Annotated in this window: 20 protein-coding genes and 1 pseudogene; 9 read left to right on the top strand and 12 right to left on the bottom strand. The window is 58.7% G+C overall.

The genetic code is table 11. The features are described 5' to 3' along the window. Positions 1-28 precede the first annotated feature (28 nt). The 3 genes from LJ360_RS05305 to LJ360_RS05295 form a co-directional block, all read right to left on the bottom strand. On the bottom strand, positions 29-1,258 hold the full coding sequence (locus LJ360_RS05305; protein WP_264995496.1) for an arginine deiminase: 1,230 nt from the start codon (positions 1,256-1,258) through the stop codon (positions 29-31). Positions 1,259-1,282: 24 nt separating this feature from the next. After that, positions 1,283-2,728: a YfcC family protein gene (locus LJ360_RS05300; protein WP_320108784.1), complete on the bottom strand. Its 1,446-nt coding sequence runs from the start codon at positions 2,726-2,728 to the stop codon at positions 1,283-1,285. Positions 2,729-2,944: 216 nt separating this feature from the next. Next, entirely contained in the window at positions 2,945-3,493 is a 549-nt protein-coding gene (locus LJ360_RS05295) for a PadR family transcriptional regulator (RefSeq protein ID WP_091854027.1), read from the bottom strand. 133 nt (positions 3,494-3,626) lie between these two features. On the opposite strand from LJ360_RS05295, the gene LJ360_RS05290 reads away from it, so the two are divergent. Next, positions 3,627-4,025, top strand: a complete 399-nt coding sequence (locus tag LJ360_RS05290) for a DUF2306 domain-containing protein (RefSeq protein ID WP_264995495.1) — start codon at positions 3,627-3,629, stop codon at positions 4,023-4,025. A gap of 62 nt (positions 4,026-4,087) precedes the next feature. Further along, positions 4,088-4,390: a monooxygenase gene (locus LJ360_RS05285; RefSeq protein ID WP_091854031.1), complete on the top strand. Its 303-nt coding sequence runs from the start codon at positions 4,088-4,090 to the stop codon at positions 4,388-4,390. A gap of 69 nt (positions 4,391-4,459) precedes the next feature. Here the strand turns inward: LJ360_RS05285 and LJ360_RS05280 are convergent, their stop codons facing one another. Next, a complete protein-coding gene (locus LJ360_RS05280) occupies positions 4,460-4,837 on the bottom strand; it encodes a DUF4112 domain-containing protein (protein ID WP_091854033.1) in 378 nt (125 codons plus the stop codon). A 231-nt stretch (positions 4,838-5,068) separates the two neighbouring features. On the opposite strand from LJ360_RS05280, the pseudogene LJ360_RS20000 reads away from it, so the two are divergent. Then, positions 5,069-6,715 (top strand): annotated as a pseudogene (locus LJ360_RS20000) (PAS domain S-box protein); the annotation flags it as partial. Positions 6,716-6,852: 137 nt separating this feature from the next. On the opposite strand, the gene LJ360_RS05265 reads toward LJ360_RS20000, so the two are convergent. Then, positions 6,853-7,560 (bottom strand): tellurite resistance TerB family protein, encoded by a 708-nt coding sequence (locus tag LJ360_RS05265; protein WP_091854037.1) that lies wholly within the window; start codon positions 7,558-7,560, stop codon positions 6,853-6,855. 159 nt (positions 7,561-7,719) lie between these two features. Between LJ360_RS05265 and LJ360_RS05260 the strand changes: the two genes are divergently transcribed. After that, complete coding sequence (locus tag LJ360_RS05260; protein ID WP_264995494.1) at positions 7,720-8,703, top strand: CobW family GTP-binding protein; 984 nt, start codon at positions 7,720-7,722, stop codon at positions 8,701-8,703. Positions 8,704-8,769: 66 nt separating this feature from the next. Here LJ360_RS05260 and LJ360_RS05255 read toward each other — a convergent pair whose 3' ends face one another. Together LJ360_RS05255 and LJ360_RS05250 are read right to left on the bottom strand one after the other, a co-directional pair. Beyond that, positions 8,770-9,153 carry a DUF2750 domain-containing protein gene (locus LJ360_RS05255; RefSeq protein WP_091854041.1) on the bottom strand — a complete coding sequence of 128 codons (384 nt, stop codon included), beginning with the start codon at positions 9,151-9,153 and terminating at the stop codon, positions 8,770-8,772. Between the two features lie 75 nt (positions 9,154-9,228). Next, complete coding sequence (locus LJ360_RS05250; protein WP_091854043.1) at positions 9,229-9,864, bottom strand: class I SAM-dependent methyltransferase; 636 nt, start codon at positions 9,862-9,864, stop codon at positions 9,229-9,231. Positions 9,865-10,325: 461 nt separating this feature from the next. Here LJ360_RS05250 and LJ360_RS05245 point away from each other — a divergent pair, with 461 nt between their 5' ends. The 4 genes from LJ360_RS05245 (at position 10,326) to LJ360_RS05230 (ending at position 14,023) form a co-directional block, all read left to right on the top strand. Beyond that, positions 10,326-11,378, top strand: coding sequence for an isopenicillin N synthase family dioxygenase (locus tag LJ360_RS05245; RefSeq protein WP_264995493.1), 1,053 nt, complete (start codon positions 10,326-10,328; stop codon positions 11,376-11,378). Continuing rightward, positions 11,375-12,316, top strand: a complete 942-nt coding sequence (locus tag LJ360_RS05240; protein WP_264995492.1) for a hypothetical protein — start codon at positions 11,375-11,377, stop codon at positions 12,314-12,316. The genes LJ360_RS05245 and LJ360_RS05240 overlap by 4 nt, the downstream gene beginning before the upstream one ends. After that, positions 12,313-12,882: a hypothetical protein gene (locus LJ360_RS05235; protein ID WP_264995490.1), complete on the top strand. Its 570-nt coding sequence runs from the start codon at positions 12,313-12,315 to the stop codon at positions 12,880-12,882. The genes LJ360_RS05240 and LJ360_RS05235 overlap by 4 nt, the downstream gene beginning before the upstream one ends. Positions 12,883-12,949: 67 nt before the next feature. Continuing rightward, entirely contained in the window at positions 12,950-14,023 is a 1,074-nt protein-coding gene (locus LJ360_RS05230) for a putative urea ABC transporter substrate-binding protein (RefSeq protein ID WP_264995489.1), read from the top strand. Positions 14,024-14,062: 39 nt separating this feature from the next. On the opposite strand, the gene LJ360_RS05225 is transcribed toward LJ360_RS05230, so the two are convergent. The 4 genes from LJ360_RS05225 to LJ360_RS05210 form a co-directional block, all read right to left on the bottom strand. After that, positions 14,063-14,446 carry a hypothetical protein gene (locus tag LJ360_RS05225; RefSeq protein ID WP_091854053.1) on the bottom strand — a complete coding sequence of 128 codons (384 nt, stop codon included), beginning with the start codon at positions 14,444-14,446 and terminating at the stop codon, positions 14,063-14,065. Beyond that, positions 14,424-14,681 carry a membrane protein insertion efficiency factor YidD gene (gene yidD, locus LJ360_RS05220; RefSeq protein ID WP_264995488.1) on the bottom strand — a complete coding sequence of 86 codons (258 nt, stop codon included), beginning with the start codon at positions 14,679-14,681 and terminating at the stop codon, positions 14,424-14,426. The genes LJ360_RS05225 and yidD overlap by 23 nt, the downstream gene beginning before the upstream one ends. Before the next feature lie 3 nt (positions 14,682-14,684). Continuing rightward, the gene (locus LJ360_RS05215) at positions 14,685-14,906 is read right to left on the bottom strand and encodes a DUF4177 domain-containing protein (protein ID WP_091854057.1); all 222 of its coding nucleotides are present in this window, start codon (positions 14,904-14,906) and stop codon (positions 14,685-14,687) included. Positions 14,907-15,055: 149 nt separating this feature from the next. Continuing rightward, a complete protein-coding gene (locus LJ360_RS05210) occupies positions 15,056-15,448 on the bottom strand; it encodes a glutaredoxin family protein (RefSeq protein WP_264995487.1) in 393 nt (130 codons plus the stop codon). Positions 15,449-15,657: 209 nt separating this feature from the next. Between LJ360_RS05210 and LJ360_RS05205 the strand changes: the two genes are divergently transcribed. After that, complete coding sequence (locus LJ360_RS05205) at positions 15,658-15,870, top strand: penicillin-binding protein (protein WP_264995485.1); 213 nt, start codon at positions 15,658-15,660, stop codon at positions 15,868-15,870. Positions 15,871-15,888: 18 nt separating this feature from the next. Here LJ360_RS05205 and LJ360_RS05200 read toward each other — a convergent pair whose 3' ends face one another. Beyond that, positions 15,889-16,368, bottom strand: coding sequence for an FKBP-type peptidyl-prolyl cis-trans isomerase (locus LJ360_RS05200; RefSeq protein ID WP_264995484.1), 480 nt, complete (start codon positions 16,366-16,368; stop codon positions 15,889-15,891). Between the last annotated feature and the right edge of the window lie 103 nt (positions 16,369-16,471).

Raw genomic sequence — 16,471 nt, 5'->3', positions numbered from 1 at the left:
AAGGCCCCCGCCGATCGGCCGGGGCCTGTCAGATGGCATCGCGGATGGTCGGACAACTCATGCAGCGCCCTCCACCTCGCCCCCGGCCCAGTTCGGCGCCGGGAATGGCGAGCACTTCAATCCCGGCCGCCGCCAGCGCGGCGTTGGTGTCGTCATTACGGTCATAGCCAATAACCACACCGGGGCTCAGGGCGAGCACGTTATTACCGTCGTTCCACTGCTCGCGCTCCCGTTCCGCCGGGGTATCACCGCCGGTGGCTATAACCTCCAGCGAGGTATAGCCGAGCACGTCGGCGACTATGTCGAACAGCGGTCGCCGATCCTGCTGGAAGCCAAGGTGCTTGTCGCCCTTTCCAGGGCGCAGGTCGTAGCAGATGACTTCGTCGGCAACCTCCTTGAAGGCGGTGACCACATTGCCACCGCAGAAGGTAAATACCGTATCCAGGTGCATGGCAGCGCGTGTGCGGGGAAGCTGGCAGGCAATGACCCGCTGCGCTGCACCCCGTTCAAAAAGGGCATTGGCCAGCTGACCGATGGCCTGGGGAGATGAGCGCTCCCCCATACCGACCAGCACCGTGTCGTTGCCTACCGGCATGATGTCCCCGCCTTCCAGTGTGGCCAGGCCATGGTCTGCCAGGGGATCACCCCAGTAGACGTCGACCTTGCCAGCAAAGGCAGGATGAAACCGGTAAATGGCCGTGGTAAGCAGGGTTTCGGGACGCCGTGCGGCCCAGTACATGGGGTTCAGGCTGACGCCGCCATAAATCCAGGCACTGTTGTCCCGGGTGAACAGAAAATTCGGCAACGGGGGCAACACAAAGCCCTGGGGCCCAAGATGGCTACCGAAAAGTCCAGTCGGGTCAAAAGGCAGGTCACTGACCTGCATACCCCCGATCAGAAATTCCGCCAGGATGGTTCCAGGAAGCTCATCCATCCAGGCCCGGAGGTCGGATACCATGCCCACCCCAATATGGTTCCAGGTAATCCGGTGATCCAGTATCCAGCCCCGGGCCTCGGCGATGCCCAGCGTCTCTGCGAGCAGCTCGTTTACGTCCAGAACGTCGATCCCGCGGGATCGCATCACCCCGGCAAAGACGTCATGGTCTTTCTGGGCCTGCTTCACCCAGAACACATCATCAAACAACAGCGCGTCGCAGTTCGACGGGGTCAACCTGCGATGGGCAAGTCCCGGCCGACAGACAATCACCTGTCGCAGGGTACCGGTTTCGGAGTGAACCCCCAGAGTGTGCTCAGTCATGTTGGTTTCTCCTTTACCGACTGGTCACAGAAATGCACCGATGCTGATAACAACCGATATGAACAGGGTGAGGATCAGCAGCAGGGGCCAGATGAAGGCAAGCCACCGGTCATAGGACACACGGCCTATGGCCAGGCCGCCCACTACGACTGCAAACGTCGGATTGACCAGGTTCACCAGGCCATTGGCGGACTGGTAGGCGGTAACCACCAGGTCCCGGCCTACGCCCGCAAAGTCCGCCAGCGGTGCCAGGATAGGCATGGACAACACGGCAAGGCCGGATGAGGACGGCACAAAGAAGCTCATACCCACCTCCAGCCAGAACATCACATTGATAAACGCCAGTTCCGGCAGGCCACCCAGGGTCGTTTCGGCACTGTGGAGGATGGTGTCGGCAATCATGCCCTGCTCCATGATCACCACAATTCCCCTGGCCAGGCCAACGACCAGCGCTACACCAAGCAGGTCCCGGGCGCCGTCGACAAAGCTACCCGTCAGCTTTTTCTCACCCAGACGGGCAATCAGGCCAATGAGGATGGCCGAGCCGAGGAATAATGCCCCCATTTGTGCCATCCACCATCCCTGTGACGAAACGCCCCAGATCATCACCAGGAAGGTCAGCGCAAAGATCACCAGGGCGATCTTCTGAATGCCAGTCAGCGTGAAATCCTCGATCTCGTCATGCCCTCGCAGGAACAGTCGGCGGTGAGCGTCCCACTGCCGGGCGACAACAGAACGGGATGGGTCGGCCTTGACCCGCATTGCATATCGCATAACGTAAGCCGCACATATCACCAGGCCGCCGACCAGCAACACCAGCCGCAGCGCAAGGCCATCGGTAAAGGGAATGTCGGCGGCATTAGCTGCAATGACCGTCGCGAAGGGGTTGATCGTCGAACCGAGAACACCTATGCCCGCACCCACCAGGATGATGGCAACACCGGTGACCGCATCGTAGCCCGCTGACAGCATTACCGGAATCAGGATGGCATAGAAAGCCAGGGTCTCCTCGGCCATACCGTAGGTGGTGCCACCCAGGGCAAACAGCGTCATCAGGATGGGAATCATCCAGATCTCCCGGCCCTCCAGCCGATGCATGGCACTGCGAATACCGGTATCGATGGCCCCGGTGGCATTCATCACACCCAGGAATCCACCCAGAAACAGTATGAACAGGGCCACATCGATCGCGTTGGCCGCGTAGCTGTCGGGGTCATAGAAGCCGGCAGTCGGCGCCAGCATCACATCGACGAAACCCTGGGGATTCGGGTCGACGGTTTCATAGGTACCGGGCACGGCAACTTCGCGGCCTACCTCCTCGTTCATGGCCCGTTCGTACTGACCGGCCGGGATGAACCAGGTCAGCGCTGCCATCAGAACAATCAGCAGGAACAGAATGGTATAGGCGGTAGGAAACCGGGTTTGCAGCTCTGATTCGGGATTTGCTGAGACGGACTGATCGTCAGACACGGGGCACCTCCTGTCCCTGGTGACACGTAACCAGGCTTTGCCATATTCCTTGTATTAGCCTTATTTTTAGTACACAAATTGATCAACAGCAATGGAATCCCTGGTTTCCTGGCAGTCGATCCAGGCGCTTGGTTCCCGGGAAACGAGCCCAGAGAAGGACGACCAGGCACCTCACCGGTCGCAGAGTACCCTGTGAAGTCTCTGCAGACCTTCCGGCTACACGCCTGCAGCCAGGTCAGCAAGCATGGCCTCTACCTCACCCAGCCATTGCAGGTTGCTCTCCATGCCGAGAATGCCGCGGCGCAGGGCCAGGTGCTGAAATCGGAAGTGGGCTGGCATTTCGGCCCGGCTGGTGAAGTACTGCGCTTCCACTGACCGGTAATAGGCAAGCTGCTCCCGCCAGATCTGACGGGTATCCGCCAGCTCATGCGCCAGTTTGTCCCGGTCCAGCAGGCCGCCGGCGAACAGTTTCACCAGCAATGGATCCCGCGTCGGTGGCCGGTTATGGGCGGTGTTTACCCAGTCTGACAGAGCGGCTTCGCCGGTTTCGTTAATCCGGTACAGACGCTTGTCCGGCTTGCCTTGCTGAGGAATGTCTTCCACGGAAACCAATCCCTCTTCGTGCAGTTTTCCCAACTCCTTGTAAATCTGCTGATGACTGGCGTTCCAGACATTGGCTAGTCGGGTCTTGAACTTCAGGGTCAGGTCATAGCCGGTCAAGGGCTCTTCATAGAGCGCTGCCAGCAGGGCAAATCTCAGGGCCACAAGCTCCTCCTTTTGTTATGCATACTATTGCATATCATGGGCCCCAGGTCTATTATGCAAACAAATGCATAATAGAAGTCATAAGTCAGCCTTTGGAATTTTCAGAGAAACAGGACCCCGGAGGACAAGGAAGATGACAATCGAACCCATCCTGGCCGCCTCACCGGCTATTCAGATTCATGTCTGGGCGGCACTCGGCGCCCTGATGCTGGGCGCTGCACAGTTCACAACGCGGCGGGGCTCAACCCTGCACCGCAGTCTTGGCTGGGTCTGGATCGTTCTGATAGCAGCCGTTGCCCTATCGTCCCTGTTTATTCATCAGATCCGGATGGTGGGTCTGTGGAGCCCCATCCACCTTCTGACCGTAACGACCACCGTTACACTGGTGTACGCGATATACGCCGCCAGGGCCCGAAACCACAGGGGACATGGCATCGCCCTGGCGTCGATTTACGTTACGGGGCTGATCGGGGCTGGCGCGTTCACATTAATGCCCGGGAGGATCCTGCATCAGGTATTGTTTGGCGGTTAATCGTTGGGTACCTTTTATTCCTGCCAGACTGGCTTTTCCCTGCCCCTTCGGAGAATCCGACCATGAAAACCCTGCTGCAAATCGATTTTCCCTTTGACGGTCCCTTCGGGAACGAGATGACCGATGCCATGAAAGGCCTGGCCGAGTCCATCGCCCAGGAACCCGGCCTGATCTGGAAAGTCTGGACAGAAAACGCCGATAACCGTGAAGCCGGGGGCATCTATCTGTTCGAGGATGAAGCCAGCGCCCGGGCCTATCTGGACATGCACAGCGCCCGGCTGAAGGAATTTGGCGTGCCGGAAGTGAATGCGAAAGTCTTTGCCGTTAATGAAGCGCTATCCGCCATTGACAATGGCCCAGTCTGAAGCCTCATCAAGGGGTGACAGATAAAGAACCTACCACCCTTATCACGCCCCGGGGTCTATGACCCCGGCTCAATGATCTGTCTCGGCGGCAGCCTCTCGCCCAGGCGGATCGCCAAGTTCTTCCCGAAGGATGCGGGCGTTGCGCAGGTTCGCCTTGTAAACGAAGTCAAAGGCATCGCCAAGAACGGGCACTGAGCCGACAACCGCATCAAGCAGGATGTTCTTCACAATATGCGCGCGGGCACGACGGCTTGCCCCGGCCCGCTGGGCCTCTACCAGGATGTAGCCCGATAACAGCAATCCGGTCATATCTCCAACCACCGGCACCAGTCCCAGCAGGCCATCCAGCCCGACCGAAAAGCGGGTACCCGGAATGCGAATGGCGCTGTCCATTAGGCGGCTGAACCGCTCGACCCGGCGTAATGCCTGTGTACGTTGTCTGGTCATCTATGTTTCCTCGCGACAGCAGGAAGTCTATAGCTGCGGTTCTACCTTAACCTTCATTACAAGTTGATACATATCCTTCCAGCGCCTGAAGGTCTGACCAGCACCGCCTTTCGTAAACAGAGCAACACAATTAAACGAAGCAACCTGTCGTTAAGGGCTGCAATCTCCGGGAACATGCACCTCGCTCCCCGAAAGCCGATCTGACGACCGCGATCAAGGGTTTACAAAGCGATGGTCCTTTTCCTGTCCCGCCTCCTGTTCAGCTCATCCAATGCCAGCGATATTCTGGAGAACGCGCCACACGCGGTGGTCAGTGTCGACCAGCAAGGCGCCATCAGTTTTGTGAATCTGGCGGCCGAGCGGCTTTGGGGCTGCCCGCGGGGCCAGGTCATTGGACAGCCGGCTTCCCGGTTGCTTGGCCAGTCGGCCAACCCGGTCCTTTCCGGCCAGCAGCGCGAAGCCGAGCTGTCCCTGACCTCCATGGACGGGCGTACTTTCTGGGCCCACCTTGCGGTTGCGGGCAATGCCAGGTCCCGCAGCCAAACAACTACCCTCTTCATCCGGGACATCAGTGAGGAGCGCTACGCCCGGGAGCTGATGAACCAGACCCTCGAGCAAGCCATGGATGCCGTGGTTTCCATCGATGAGAACAACTGCGTCAGCGTATTTAACGCCACCGCCGAGAAACTCTGGGGATACCGCAGGGACGAAGTGCTCGGCCGCAACGTCAAGATGCTGGTGCCTGAAGCGTTCCGCGCCCGCCACGATGAGTACGTTAACCGCAACCGCACCACTGGCGAGAACCGGATAGTCGGCAGTTACCGGGAACTGCACATACAACGCAAGGACGGCTCGTGGTTCTGGGGACAGGCGGCTATCAGCAAGACCGAGTTCGACGGAAGAATCACCTACACCGCCTTCATCAAGGATGTCACCGAAGAAGTCGAAAGACGGGAACAGATGGAAATGCTGTCCATGGTCGCCGACCGGGCCAACAGCGGCATTGTGATCACCAACCGGGACGGTGCCATAGAGTACATCAACGCGGGCTTCGAGCATCTCACCGGCTACCACCTGGAGGAAATCCGCGGCAAGAAACCCGGGCCGCTCCTGCAGGGGCCGGGCACGGATCCGGGAACGGTCAGGGACATCCGATCAAAGCTTGACCGCGCCGAGCCGTTCTACACGGAAATCCTCAACTACCACAAGAATGGCACCCCGTACTGGGTGTCACTCTCCATTGCGCCCGTGTTCGGTGACAACGGCCAGGTGGAGCGCTTTATCTCAGTGGAGGCGGACATTACGGCCAGCAAACAGCAAACGGTGGATTTTACCCGCCGCATGAGTGCCATAGAGAACGCCATGGCGATTGTCGAATACAGTCCGGACGGCAACTACCTGAGCGCCAATCAATTGGTGCAGGACAAGTGTGGGGGTGGCGATGGTGCCGCCAGGGCCGCAGCGGCGCTCTGGTCCCAGCTGCCAGCCGATGCCCGGACACAGCTGAGTCAGCAGGGCGAGTTCAGTGGCAAGGCTTCGGTCGAGGCCGAGGGCATTCCGGCCCTGGCTCTGGATTACCAGGTCGTGGCGTTAAAGGACTTCAACGGCGATGTCCGCCGCTATGTTCTGTTCGGCATTGATATTACGGACCGCCACATGGCCCTGATGGAAACCCGGGAAGCCATGGACTCGGTCCTGCAGGGAAGCAAACAGATCAGCGGGTTTGTATCAACCATCAACGACATTGCGGACCAGACCAACCTGCTGGCCCTGAACGCCGCCATCGAGGCCGCGCGGGCCGGCGATGCGGGTCGAGGATTCGCGGTCGTGGCTGAGGAGGTGCGCTCACTGGCGCGCAAATCCAGTACCTCCGCCAGTGAGATCGACGCCCTGGTGGAAGGGACTCACCAGAAAGTGACGGCACTGGCCTCATCCCTGAGCCGGATCGAAGGCTGAAGCCCCGGCCAGGTCGTCAATGCGGGGCGTTTCACCGTATGGTGCCGCCCCGGAAGGCTTCAGGCAGGCTCGAGGACCTGACGATCCAGTTCTTTCGTCAACGTAGGCGGCAGCTTGAGCGCGTTAGCCAACTGGTCAAGCCAGGCCCGCTCCATGGGGTTCTGATCGTCAATGATGACGGCACTGACCAGGTAGATTTCCCGCGCCGCCTGGGGCGAATCCGCCTGCAGCGCCAGCAAATCCGCGTCCAACGGCGCTTCGAACTGTTGCTGGATCCATGCCTGTAACTCGTCGTCGGCGCCCAGCTTCTCAATTTCCTGCGTCAGCACGGCTCGCTCGTTGGCATCGATATGGCCATCGGCACGGGCTGCCATGATCATCGCCTGGAGAATTTCCAGACCCCGTTGTTCACGGGCCTGTCCCTGCAGCTGCTCAATGGGCTGGCCCTGCGACGCATCGGGACCGGACCCGCTCTGGTAATTTTGATAAGCCTTCCAGGCCAGTACGCCGATACCGGCGAGGGCGCCGTATTTGATCGCCTTGCCGCCCATCTTCCGGCCCCGTTTGGAGCCCACCATCAGACCCAGCGCGCCGCCACCCAGCAGGCTTTTCAGGTCGATACCACCGGTCGAACCCGACGAGCCCTTCAATTGCGAGGAAAGGCTGTCGACAACGCGGCTGACATCCATACCACTACTGGAGCCTTTGCCGGCAGACTGGCCTGAAGCCTGGCCGATGAGCTGATTCAGAATCGACGATACGTTCATGGGGTCATGTTCCTCTATGGACAATGCAAACAACCTTCTGGTTGCGCTATGACCAGTCTAACAAAGGGATGGTTCCTGGCTATTTAACTGGCGGTAAGACTTCGCAGCGATCTGCCAACTGTTATACTATAACAATCTCATTCCCTGTCGAGCTCGCCTGTGCATCAAACTGACATCACCGCCGTCCCCACTAACGTCATCACCGGTTTCCTGGGCGCGGGTAAAACCACTGCCATCCTGCACCTGCTCAGACACAAACCCGAGCATGAGCGCTGGGCGGTGCTGGTCAACGAGTTCGGTGAAATAGGCGTAGACGGCACGCTGGTAAAGGGCACCCATACCGAAGAGGAAGGCATTTTTGTTCGCGAGGTGCCCGGTGGCTGCATGTGCTGTACAGCCGGGCTGCCGATGCAGATCGCACTGAACCAGCTGCTGGCGAAGGCCAGGCCCCACCGACTGCTCATCGAGCCTACCGGCCTTGGTCATCCGGCGGAAGTGTTGCAGACACTGGCAGCGGAGCACTACCGGGACGTCCTTTACATTCAGAAGACCATCACCCTGGTAGATGCCCGGAAGCTGACCGACGCCCGTTACACCAGCCACGACACCTTCAATCAGCAGATTGCTATCGCTGACCTGGTGGTGGGTAACAAACAGGACCTCTATGACGATGCCGACATGGCGCGCCTGAAGGCCTATGTCGAGGAGAAGGGCTCACCGGGTATCCGTGTTGAATCTGTGACTCAGGGAGCGATCGACCCCCAATGGCTGCAGGGCCCAGCTTCGCCGACAGCGCCTGCATACCGACCCGGGCCGGCTCGGCCATCGGATACCCGTTTATTGGGCACGCCCAGTTCTCCCCCGGCCTCAGGCCAGGGTGAGGGGTACGAAAGCATTGGCTGGCGCTTCGATGCCGGACAGGTGTTCGATTACGGGAAGCTACTTGCCTTCCTGACCGGACTGGAAGCCGAGCGGATGAAAGCCGCCTTTATCACCGACCGGGGCGTGTTCGGCTACAACCTGACCCTTGATGGTCTGACAGAAATTGAGCTGGATGACCTGGCAGAAAGCCGGTTCGAAGTCATCGCGACACGGGTGGATTCGCGCTGGGAATCGCGATTACAGGATTGTCTCGTCACCTGAGTCTGCAGGTGAGGGGCGGCGGCCAGGGTGTATCTGATGGATGCCCGGAGTGGACCTCCCGACTGGCTAGAAACTGGCCATGGCCTCCTGCAGGTCTACCTTGAGCTCTTCCGGCGCGGTGATCCAGAGTTCCCCATCTTCGCCGGGGAGAACGCCAATCTGCAGCCCATCCCTGGTGAGCCCTGGCACCCACTTCCTGAAGAAATCCGGTAGCGAAATACTTTTTGGTGAGAGGTCACCGGCTGCCTGGGCATAGTCCACGGCCAGTTCTGAATGAGGCCAGACCGGCAAATACGCCACACCGTCTTCGTCCGATACGATTTTCAGGAACTGGTTGTCGGCATTGACCAGAATCCAGATCTCGCGCTCCTCGGCCACTTCGCTCAGGAAGTAGTCATAACGCTCCTCGCCATCCATCTGGAGTATTTGCCTTAACGGGTTATCGCTCATAACAGGGCCACGGCTCTTTCGGTATGTGTCGGGGGATTCTATCGCAAAAGCCGGTGCGATCGGGCGTTACAGCTATTATTCAGGATTGGCACGGACCGACTCAGCCGGCCCCGGCTTAAGCCAACGATACACCCGCATCGGTGGAATGTTCAGCAGCTCCAGCTCCGTGCTGACTGCCGGCCCCATCACGGGAGTGGTAATCGTGGCCACGTCACCCAGGAACTGGTACGCCACGAAGCAACCGCCGTCTGCGAGGGAGGCCTGCACAGCCTGCGCTACACGCGTCCCCACCTGCTCCGGCATTTTCGAAAACGGTATACCGGAGATCACCACATCCGGTTGCCCAAGCTGGTGCTGGGCCAGAATCTCGTCAAGGTCCTCGGCACTGCCCTGGTGGTTGATGAAACGCGGATCATCGATCTCATGGAGTAATTCATGAAACCAGGGACTCAGCTCAATGGACAGCAAACGCGCATCAGGGCCAAGATTCCGAAGAAAGGTACGGGTAGTCCCTCCGGTTCCGGGCCCCAGCTCCACCACCAGCCTGGCTGATGACAGGTCCGCCGCATCGACAATCCGCTTCTCCAGGAATCGTGAACTGGGAATAACCGAACCCACCTGGGCCGGCTCCCGCAGGAAACCCCGAAAGAATGCCAGCGGGCTGGTTCTTCGGGCTGTGTCGTACTTCGGGCTGCTACTTTCTCCATCCATGCTGTCTTCTCAACCTGGCTGTCGGGCGTGTCTGTTGAGCTTAGCAGTCAAACCTGTAACCGGCAGTCCTGTCTGCCACCGGGTGTTGCCATGACGTTCTTCGCTTGCCGGAGTCCGGCAACCCCCGGACAGCAACAAAGTGCCCCGCCCTACCCGCACCAAAATAAGTCATCTTTGCCACTGGCGTGCCTCCTGATGAGGCGGCCCTATTCTGCTCCGCGGTAGCCGACGGCCCGGCCTCCAACCAAACCCAAAGCCTAACCTCTTGTCTAGCCGATTGTTTTAATCCATCAGCGCTTTTTTGGCACAGTTTCCGCTTTTAACGGATTAAAGGCTGAACCCGATACTCACCCGGCTTTCCGGGTTCTGGCCCTTCCCTCCGGGACGACCCGGACGGCGTGGATCGCCGCCTTCCTGTCTGGACGACCAGATGACCTTTCGATACCAAAGAGGTTATCCGTATGTCAGCCGCCAGCCCAGAAACGACCGCCCACATCGCATTCCAGTCGTTACCCGTTATCGACGTGTCCGGCCTCCGGTCCGGGGATGCACGACAACGCCAGAAGAGCGCCGACGCACTAGGAAAGGCCGCTCGCGATGCAGGCTTTCTCTACGTGACGGGACACGGTATTTCGTCGGAGCTGATTGACCGTTTCAGGAAGCGGGTGCGGGAATATTTTCAGCAAAGTCACGACGAGAAAATGCGTGACTACATAGGCTACTCAGCGAACCACAGTGGCTACGTTCCCGAGGGCGAGGAGCAGTTCTACGGGGCAAAAGCACCGGACCGCAAAGAGGCTTACGACGTCAATTTCGACATGCTCGAGCCAGAGCATGCCCGGCCCATGCTCGGCCCCAACCAATGGCCTGAACTGGATGGATTCAAGACGGACGTCAAAGCCTACTACGACGAAGTCTTCCAGTTGGGCAACCTGCTGTTCAGGGGCTTTGCCCTGGCCCTGGAGCTTCCCGAAGACAGTTTCACACGACACGTTAACCGCCCACCCAGCCAGTTGCGCCTGATTCACTACCCGTACAATCCGGACGTTCCCACTGACCGGCCTGGTATCGGTGCCCACACGGATTACGAGTGCTTTACCATCCTCAAACCTACCGCCCCCGGACTGGAGGTGATGAACGGTGCCGGAGAATGGATCGATGTTCCGGTGTTGGAAGACGCTTTCGTCATCAACATCGGAGATATGATGGAAATTCTCAGCAACGGCCTTTACGTCGCCACCTCACACCGCGTGCGCAAGGTTGCCGAAGAGCGATATTCCTTCCCAATGTTCTGCAACCTTGATTACGACGTGCGTATAGAGCCCTTGCCACAATTGATCAGCAAGGAACGGCCTGCCCGCTATGAACCACAGGTCTGTGGCGAACACCTTTTTGCCCAGACCGCCCAGACTTTCCAGTATCTGAAAAAGCGTCTGGAACGCGGCGAACTGGAGTTGCCGAAAGGCAGCAAGGGCCTGTCCTCCTTCGGCCGTGAAGCCGGAGGCCAGGGATGACACTGCAAGAGCTCATCAACCGCGTCACCTGCTCCCCTGACCAGGGCGTGCCCGACTGGATGCTCGGCTGCTTCCGCCGTCGCTGTATCAGCTTCGCCAACGGGGAGTCAGACAGTGACACCATCGTTTACTGGTTGCAGAGTCGGAACTTCACCATTGACCTGCGCCTACCCCGGGCTGCTGACCAGGTAAGCCCTGCTCCGCTGGAGGATTACCCGGCAGAAGACCTTATGATCCTGGCCAGTTACGAAGGCTGGCTGGCACCCTGCGAGTGGGCCGACAGGAAAATGAGTTGGTACGGCGGTACGGCATTACAGTTGACGAACCGCTGGCCAGAACCCGCCGAACTTCGCCGGGTTGGCAACTGCATGGTCGAATTCGCCCCCAGTGGCGCCTATGTAGAGGATTGGCGTCTGCAGCCGTCCAGTCCGGGACCGCTGGTCGGTCTCCGGCTACTGGAAGAATACGATCCACAAACGGGGCATCGCTTCGCCAGGGACGGAGGGCTGATCATCTGCGGTGACTACGCCGCCCGGGTGCTGGGACGATCCGTGCCACTTACCGACAACAGTTTGCCGTTGTCAGAGATGGCGGTCTCTGCCGTGGGTAGCCGGGAGCAGCTGACCCCTGTATTCGACTTTGAAACGTCAGTGGCCTCAGGCTCACTCGAGCAGGGATACACCGTAGAGCACTCGACTCAGCCTGGACGGGTAGGGCTTCCGCTGCTGGAACAAGGGTCGTTCAGCTGGAATGAAGACCTCGAACGTGTGGAGCAGGCGTTCTCCCATAACGGCCAGAACCGGGTTCGGGTATTTGAGGTGGATGTTATCAATCCACACTGGGAGTTCGCCCTGACCACACCTTCCAATCCACAAGCCGAAGCCTGGTTCCTGCACGAATCCGATACCCTGCGCCGCTATACCGGGGTGATGACATGACCGTGCCCACGCCGCATGACAGGTGTTTCCAGCCACTACCGGTGAGCGGCTTCCCGGTACCTGCGCAATGGCGTGGCACACATGCGTTGCTGGTTTCCGCTGGTCGTGAGTGGGTTACGCTGGACTACCCGGCCGTCGTGGAGAGTCGCAACAAGCTCAAGAACCTGTTCGGTCCGCGGGATCAATGGCCACCCGACGACCTCACGCCGGAAATGGACGAAGCCGACCTGGCCTGGCATGCCCGGGAATTTTCGAGCCGCCGGTCATTCGCCTATCACCTGCTCAGCCATGACCAGCAACAGTGCCTTGGCTGCCTTTACCTGTATCCGACTGCCAGCCGAACACACGACGCCGAAGCCTATCTGTGGACTCACATCGAACTCACCAGCCCACAGGCAACCCTGATCGAAGACGAGGTCATTGACTGGGTCAGCCAGGACTGGCCCTTCAGATCCGTCGCCTGGCCAGGACGATTCATACCGTTCAAACAATGGGAGGAGTCGGGCATACCCAACTACTACGCCAGTATCCGGATGGCCGGGGAGTCACCCGATAACGGAAGCTGACATTCATTTACATCGGGCGCATGCCCTCAGCCGTTTGTGCTATCAACGCGAAAGCAGGAGTTGAACCATGAATTCACTGACCAGAACCATCGGTACCGCTGCTCTGTCTGGAATGTTGTTACTCAATGTTGCAGCCGCCCAGGCGGAAGATAACCGGAAGCAGTTCTCTCTCGCATGGTCGATCTATGTCGGCTTTATGCCCTGGGCCTATATGGATGAATCCGGCATCATGGACAAGTGGGCCGAGAAGTACGACATCGAGGTCGACCTGGTCAAGGTCAACGACTACATCGAAGCCATCAATTTATACACTGCTGGTGAATTCGATGGCGCGACCATGACCAATATGGACATGCTGACCATCCCTTCCGCGTCCGGTGTTGATACCACCGCGCTGATCACTGGTGACTTTTCCAATGGTAACGACGCAGTCGTCCTGAAAGGACGCGATAACATGGAAGACATCAAAGGGATGGATGTTTACCTGCTGGAACTTTCCGTGTCCCACTACACACTCGCCCGGGCACTCGAGATGGCAGGTCTGAGTGAGCGCGACATCAACGTGGTCAATACCTCTGACGCTGACATCGCCACCGCCTTCACCACTGACGCCGTACAGGCTGCCACGCTTTGGAACCCACAGCTGCAGACGGCAATGCAGCAGCCCGATGCGATCAAGGTGTTCGACTCCACCCAGATCCCAGGTGAAATCCTCGACATTATGGGCGTTAACTCTGAAACCCTGGAAAAGTACCCTGAGCTTGGCAAGGCAGTGACGGGGGCCTGGTTCGAGGCCATGAGTATCATTCATGGGGATGGCGAGGAGGCGATCGCAGCGAGAACCTGTATGGGCGAGGAGTCCGGAACCGACCTGGAGGGCATTGAGCTACAGCTGGCTGCCACTCATATGTTCAGGACTCCAAACGAGAAGCTCGAGTTCCTGTCCGCCGGCCGCCTGCGCGAAACGATGGACTTCGTGACCCGTTTCTCTTACAAGCACGGATTGCTGGGCGCCGGCGCGCAGTCACCCGACGCGATCGGTATTGAATTGCCAGATGGCTCGGTTTTGGGCAATAAGGATTTTGTAAAAATGCGATTCAACCATGAATTCCTGGAACTCGCTGCAGAAGGCAAGCTATAGGCCAGGTCTCCCTGCAAAGGTGCGGGAGGTACTGACCGTCTAAGGCTGTTTCTGGCGGTGCAGCAAGCTCCGATAAAGACGGTTGTTCCAGTCCTGGACAATGATCTGGGACCGGAACAGCGCCCAAACCTCACAGGACCAGACGACCAGCAAAAGGCCGGCACCAGTCCACACGTAACCAGACACGAAACACCCGATAGCCACCAGCAGGGCAGCAATATCAACCATGCCCCTGCCCCACCGACCCAGGTAGAAATGGTGCAAACCCACTATGAACAACCAGTTCAAGGCCGCGTACGTGTCCGGGTCCTTGACCGCTTTTCCGGCATGCCGGTAGAACTCGCCTCTCTGGTCATCAGAGAGGCCACGAATCACCCGCCTGAGGGACTCCTCCTCGGCTTCAACCTCGTCTTTTCTCAACATGCCCGCAATCCCATCTGACCGGCTCGATACACTTACAGACTGCGTCGGGCCTGTTGCACCTGCGAAGCCGATCCCAGGTCAGCCCAAGCCCTCTCAAGAGACCAAACCTTCTGATGGCTTCCTCCGAATAGGCTGAACAGCTCGGTTCGAAATTGCAGTCAATGCCAAACCACCGGATGCCGCCGCCGGTCTTGCGATAGTAACTGATGGCCTTAAGGGTCAGTCCGGTGAGCACTACTCACCGGCCCAGTGTGACAATCACGGCTTCGCGCTGCCAGAACAGCCAGAAGCGTTTCATCTCGAGCACCTGGAACACCACCTGCCAGCCTTCGGCCGCATAGCGATTCAACTCAGCTTCGATCTTCTTCAACGGAAGGCCGGAGGAACCCAGAAGCAGGGTACCGCATCCCCCCTCAGCAATGTGGACCATCTTGTACTCGGTGAAACGAGCCTCGGACATGTTATCTCCCATTTAGTGAAAACTGGTGCATCGACCGGTTGCTGGACCGCAACAATGCCGAATCCGAATTGGTGAGGAGGCAGACTCAATCGCCCCCACAGAGGATCGGTTGTCTGTTCGTAATCATTGATACACGTGCGCAACTGCAGTTACGCGGGCTCAAATCGCTCTTGCAGCCAAGCCTTGATGTCGTCGGATTCATACAGCCACCGGACGCTACCATCATCCTGGAGAATCTTCAGGCAGGGAACCTTGATGCGGCCGCCTCCCGCTTCCAGGTCTGCCCGATGCCGCTGGTCATGCTGGGCGTCCCGGGTCTCGATCGTCAGACCGAGCCGGGCGATTTCCTTGCGCACCTTGATGCAGAAGGGGCAGGCACTGAACTGGTACAGAGCGAGATTTTTACTGGTCTCGTCGACAAGGGCCTGCTCATCAGCGGCGCGGGTTACGCTTTTGGGTGTACTGAGCTTGTCGCTGAGCAGCATGAAGGGGGTCAGTATCAGGCGCAGGGTGCGGAAAAAATAACGAATGATGACTCTCATGGGTAATGCTCATACTCCGGATTTGTAGAGGCGTGCCAGCTGTGGGCGTTGAGGCTTGATCGCGACGAAAGAGGGTATCACTTCCCGACGTTGGTCAGATACCAACTGCACCGACAATCCAGTGCTTCAGTGAGAAGGAACGGTAAGGCCGGACTGCGTCGCGTATAATCATCGACATCGATGAACCACCTGATTTGCGAGGCTCCACTATGGCTGACGAAGATACCCTCCATGCACTCAAAACCGCCTTCACGTTTATGCCCCAGCCGGTAGAAATCAACCGGTTCGAGTACGGCGACGATGCTGACAGGATTCTCGCCCAGGTGAACTTTGTGCGGGAGGTTCTGGTCCGCCACGGCATTGACCCGGACGAAGTAGCTGGCGAGATCAACCCGGACTCGTCACCGAACTCCTGCTACTAAGGAGCGGGGGTTTAATCATCAATGGTGCCCGCCCGGTCCATGCACGTGGCCGTGAGCGATCTCTTCCGCATCGGCCGGGCGTACGTCGATGATCTCGATATCGAACGTCAGGGTTCTGCCGGCCATCGGATGGTTGGTGTCCACATCCGCGAACTTGTGGCCGACCTTGGCAACCAGCACGTGACGGGGGCCCTGCTCGGTTTGCACCTGGGCGATCATGCCGGGCTTCCAGCGTTTGGCACCCATCAAGTGCTTGATCGGCACGCGCTGGATGGCGTCATCCTTGCGGGGGCCGTAGCCCTTGTCCGGGGTGACGGTAACCGTAAAGCTTTCACCAGCGTCACGCCCTTCCAGGGCTTCTTCCAAGCCGCGGATGATACCGCCATGGCCATGCAGGTAGGCATTCGGCTCGCCGCCACGGGAGTCTTCAACGACATTGCCCTGTTCATCACTGACGCTGTAGTGAAACAGGACAACCTGGTTCTTTTCGATGGGCATAGGATTCTCTGAGACGGTTAAGGATATGCCATTATAAACATCAGCGGCTTTTTTCTCAGCTAATGGACCACAGCCGCCACTGCCGCCCTCGAGAGGAGAGTTA

This window comes from Marinobacter sp. AN1 (assembly GCF_026013985.1).
GTDB lineage: Bacteria > Pseudomonadota > Gammaproteobacteria > Pseudomonadales > Oleiphilaceae > Marinobacter > Marinobacter segnicrescens.
This window is presented reverse-complemented; position numbering and strand designations above follow the sequence as displayed.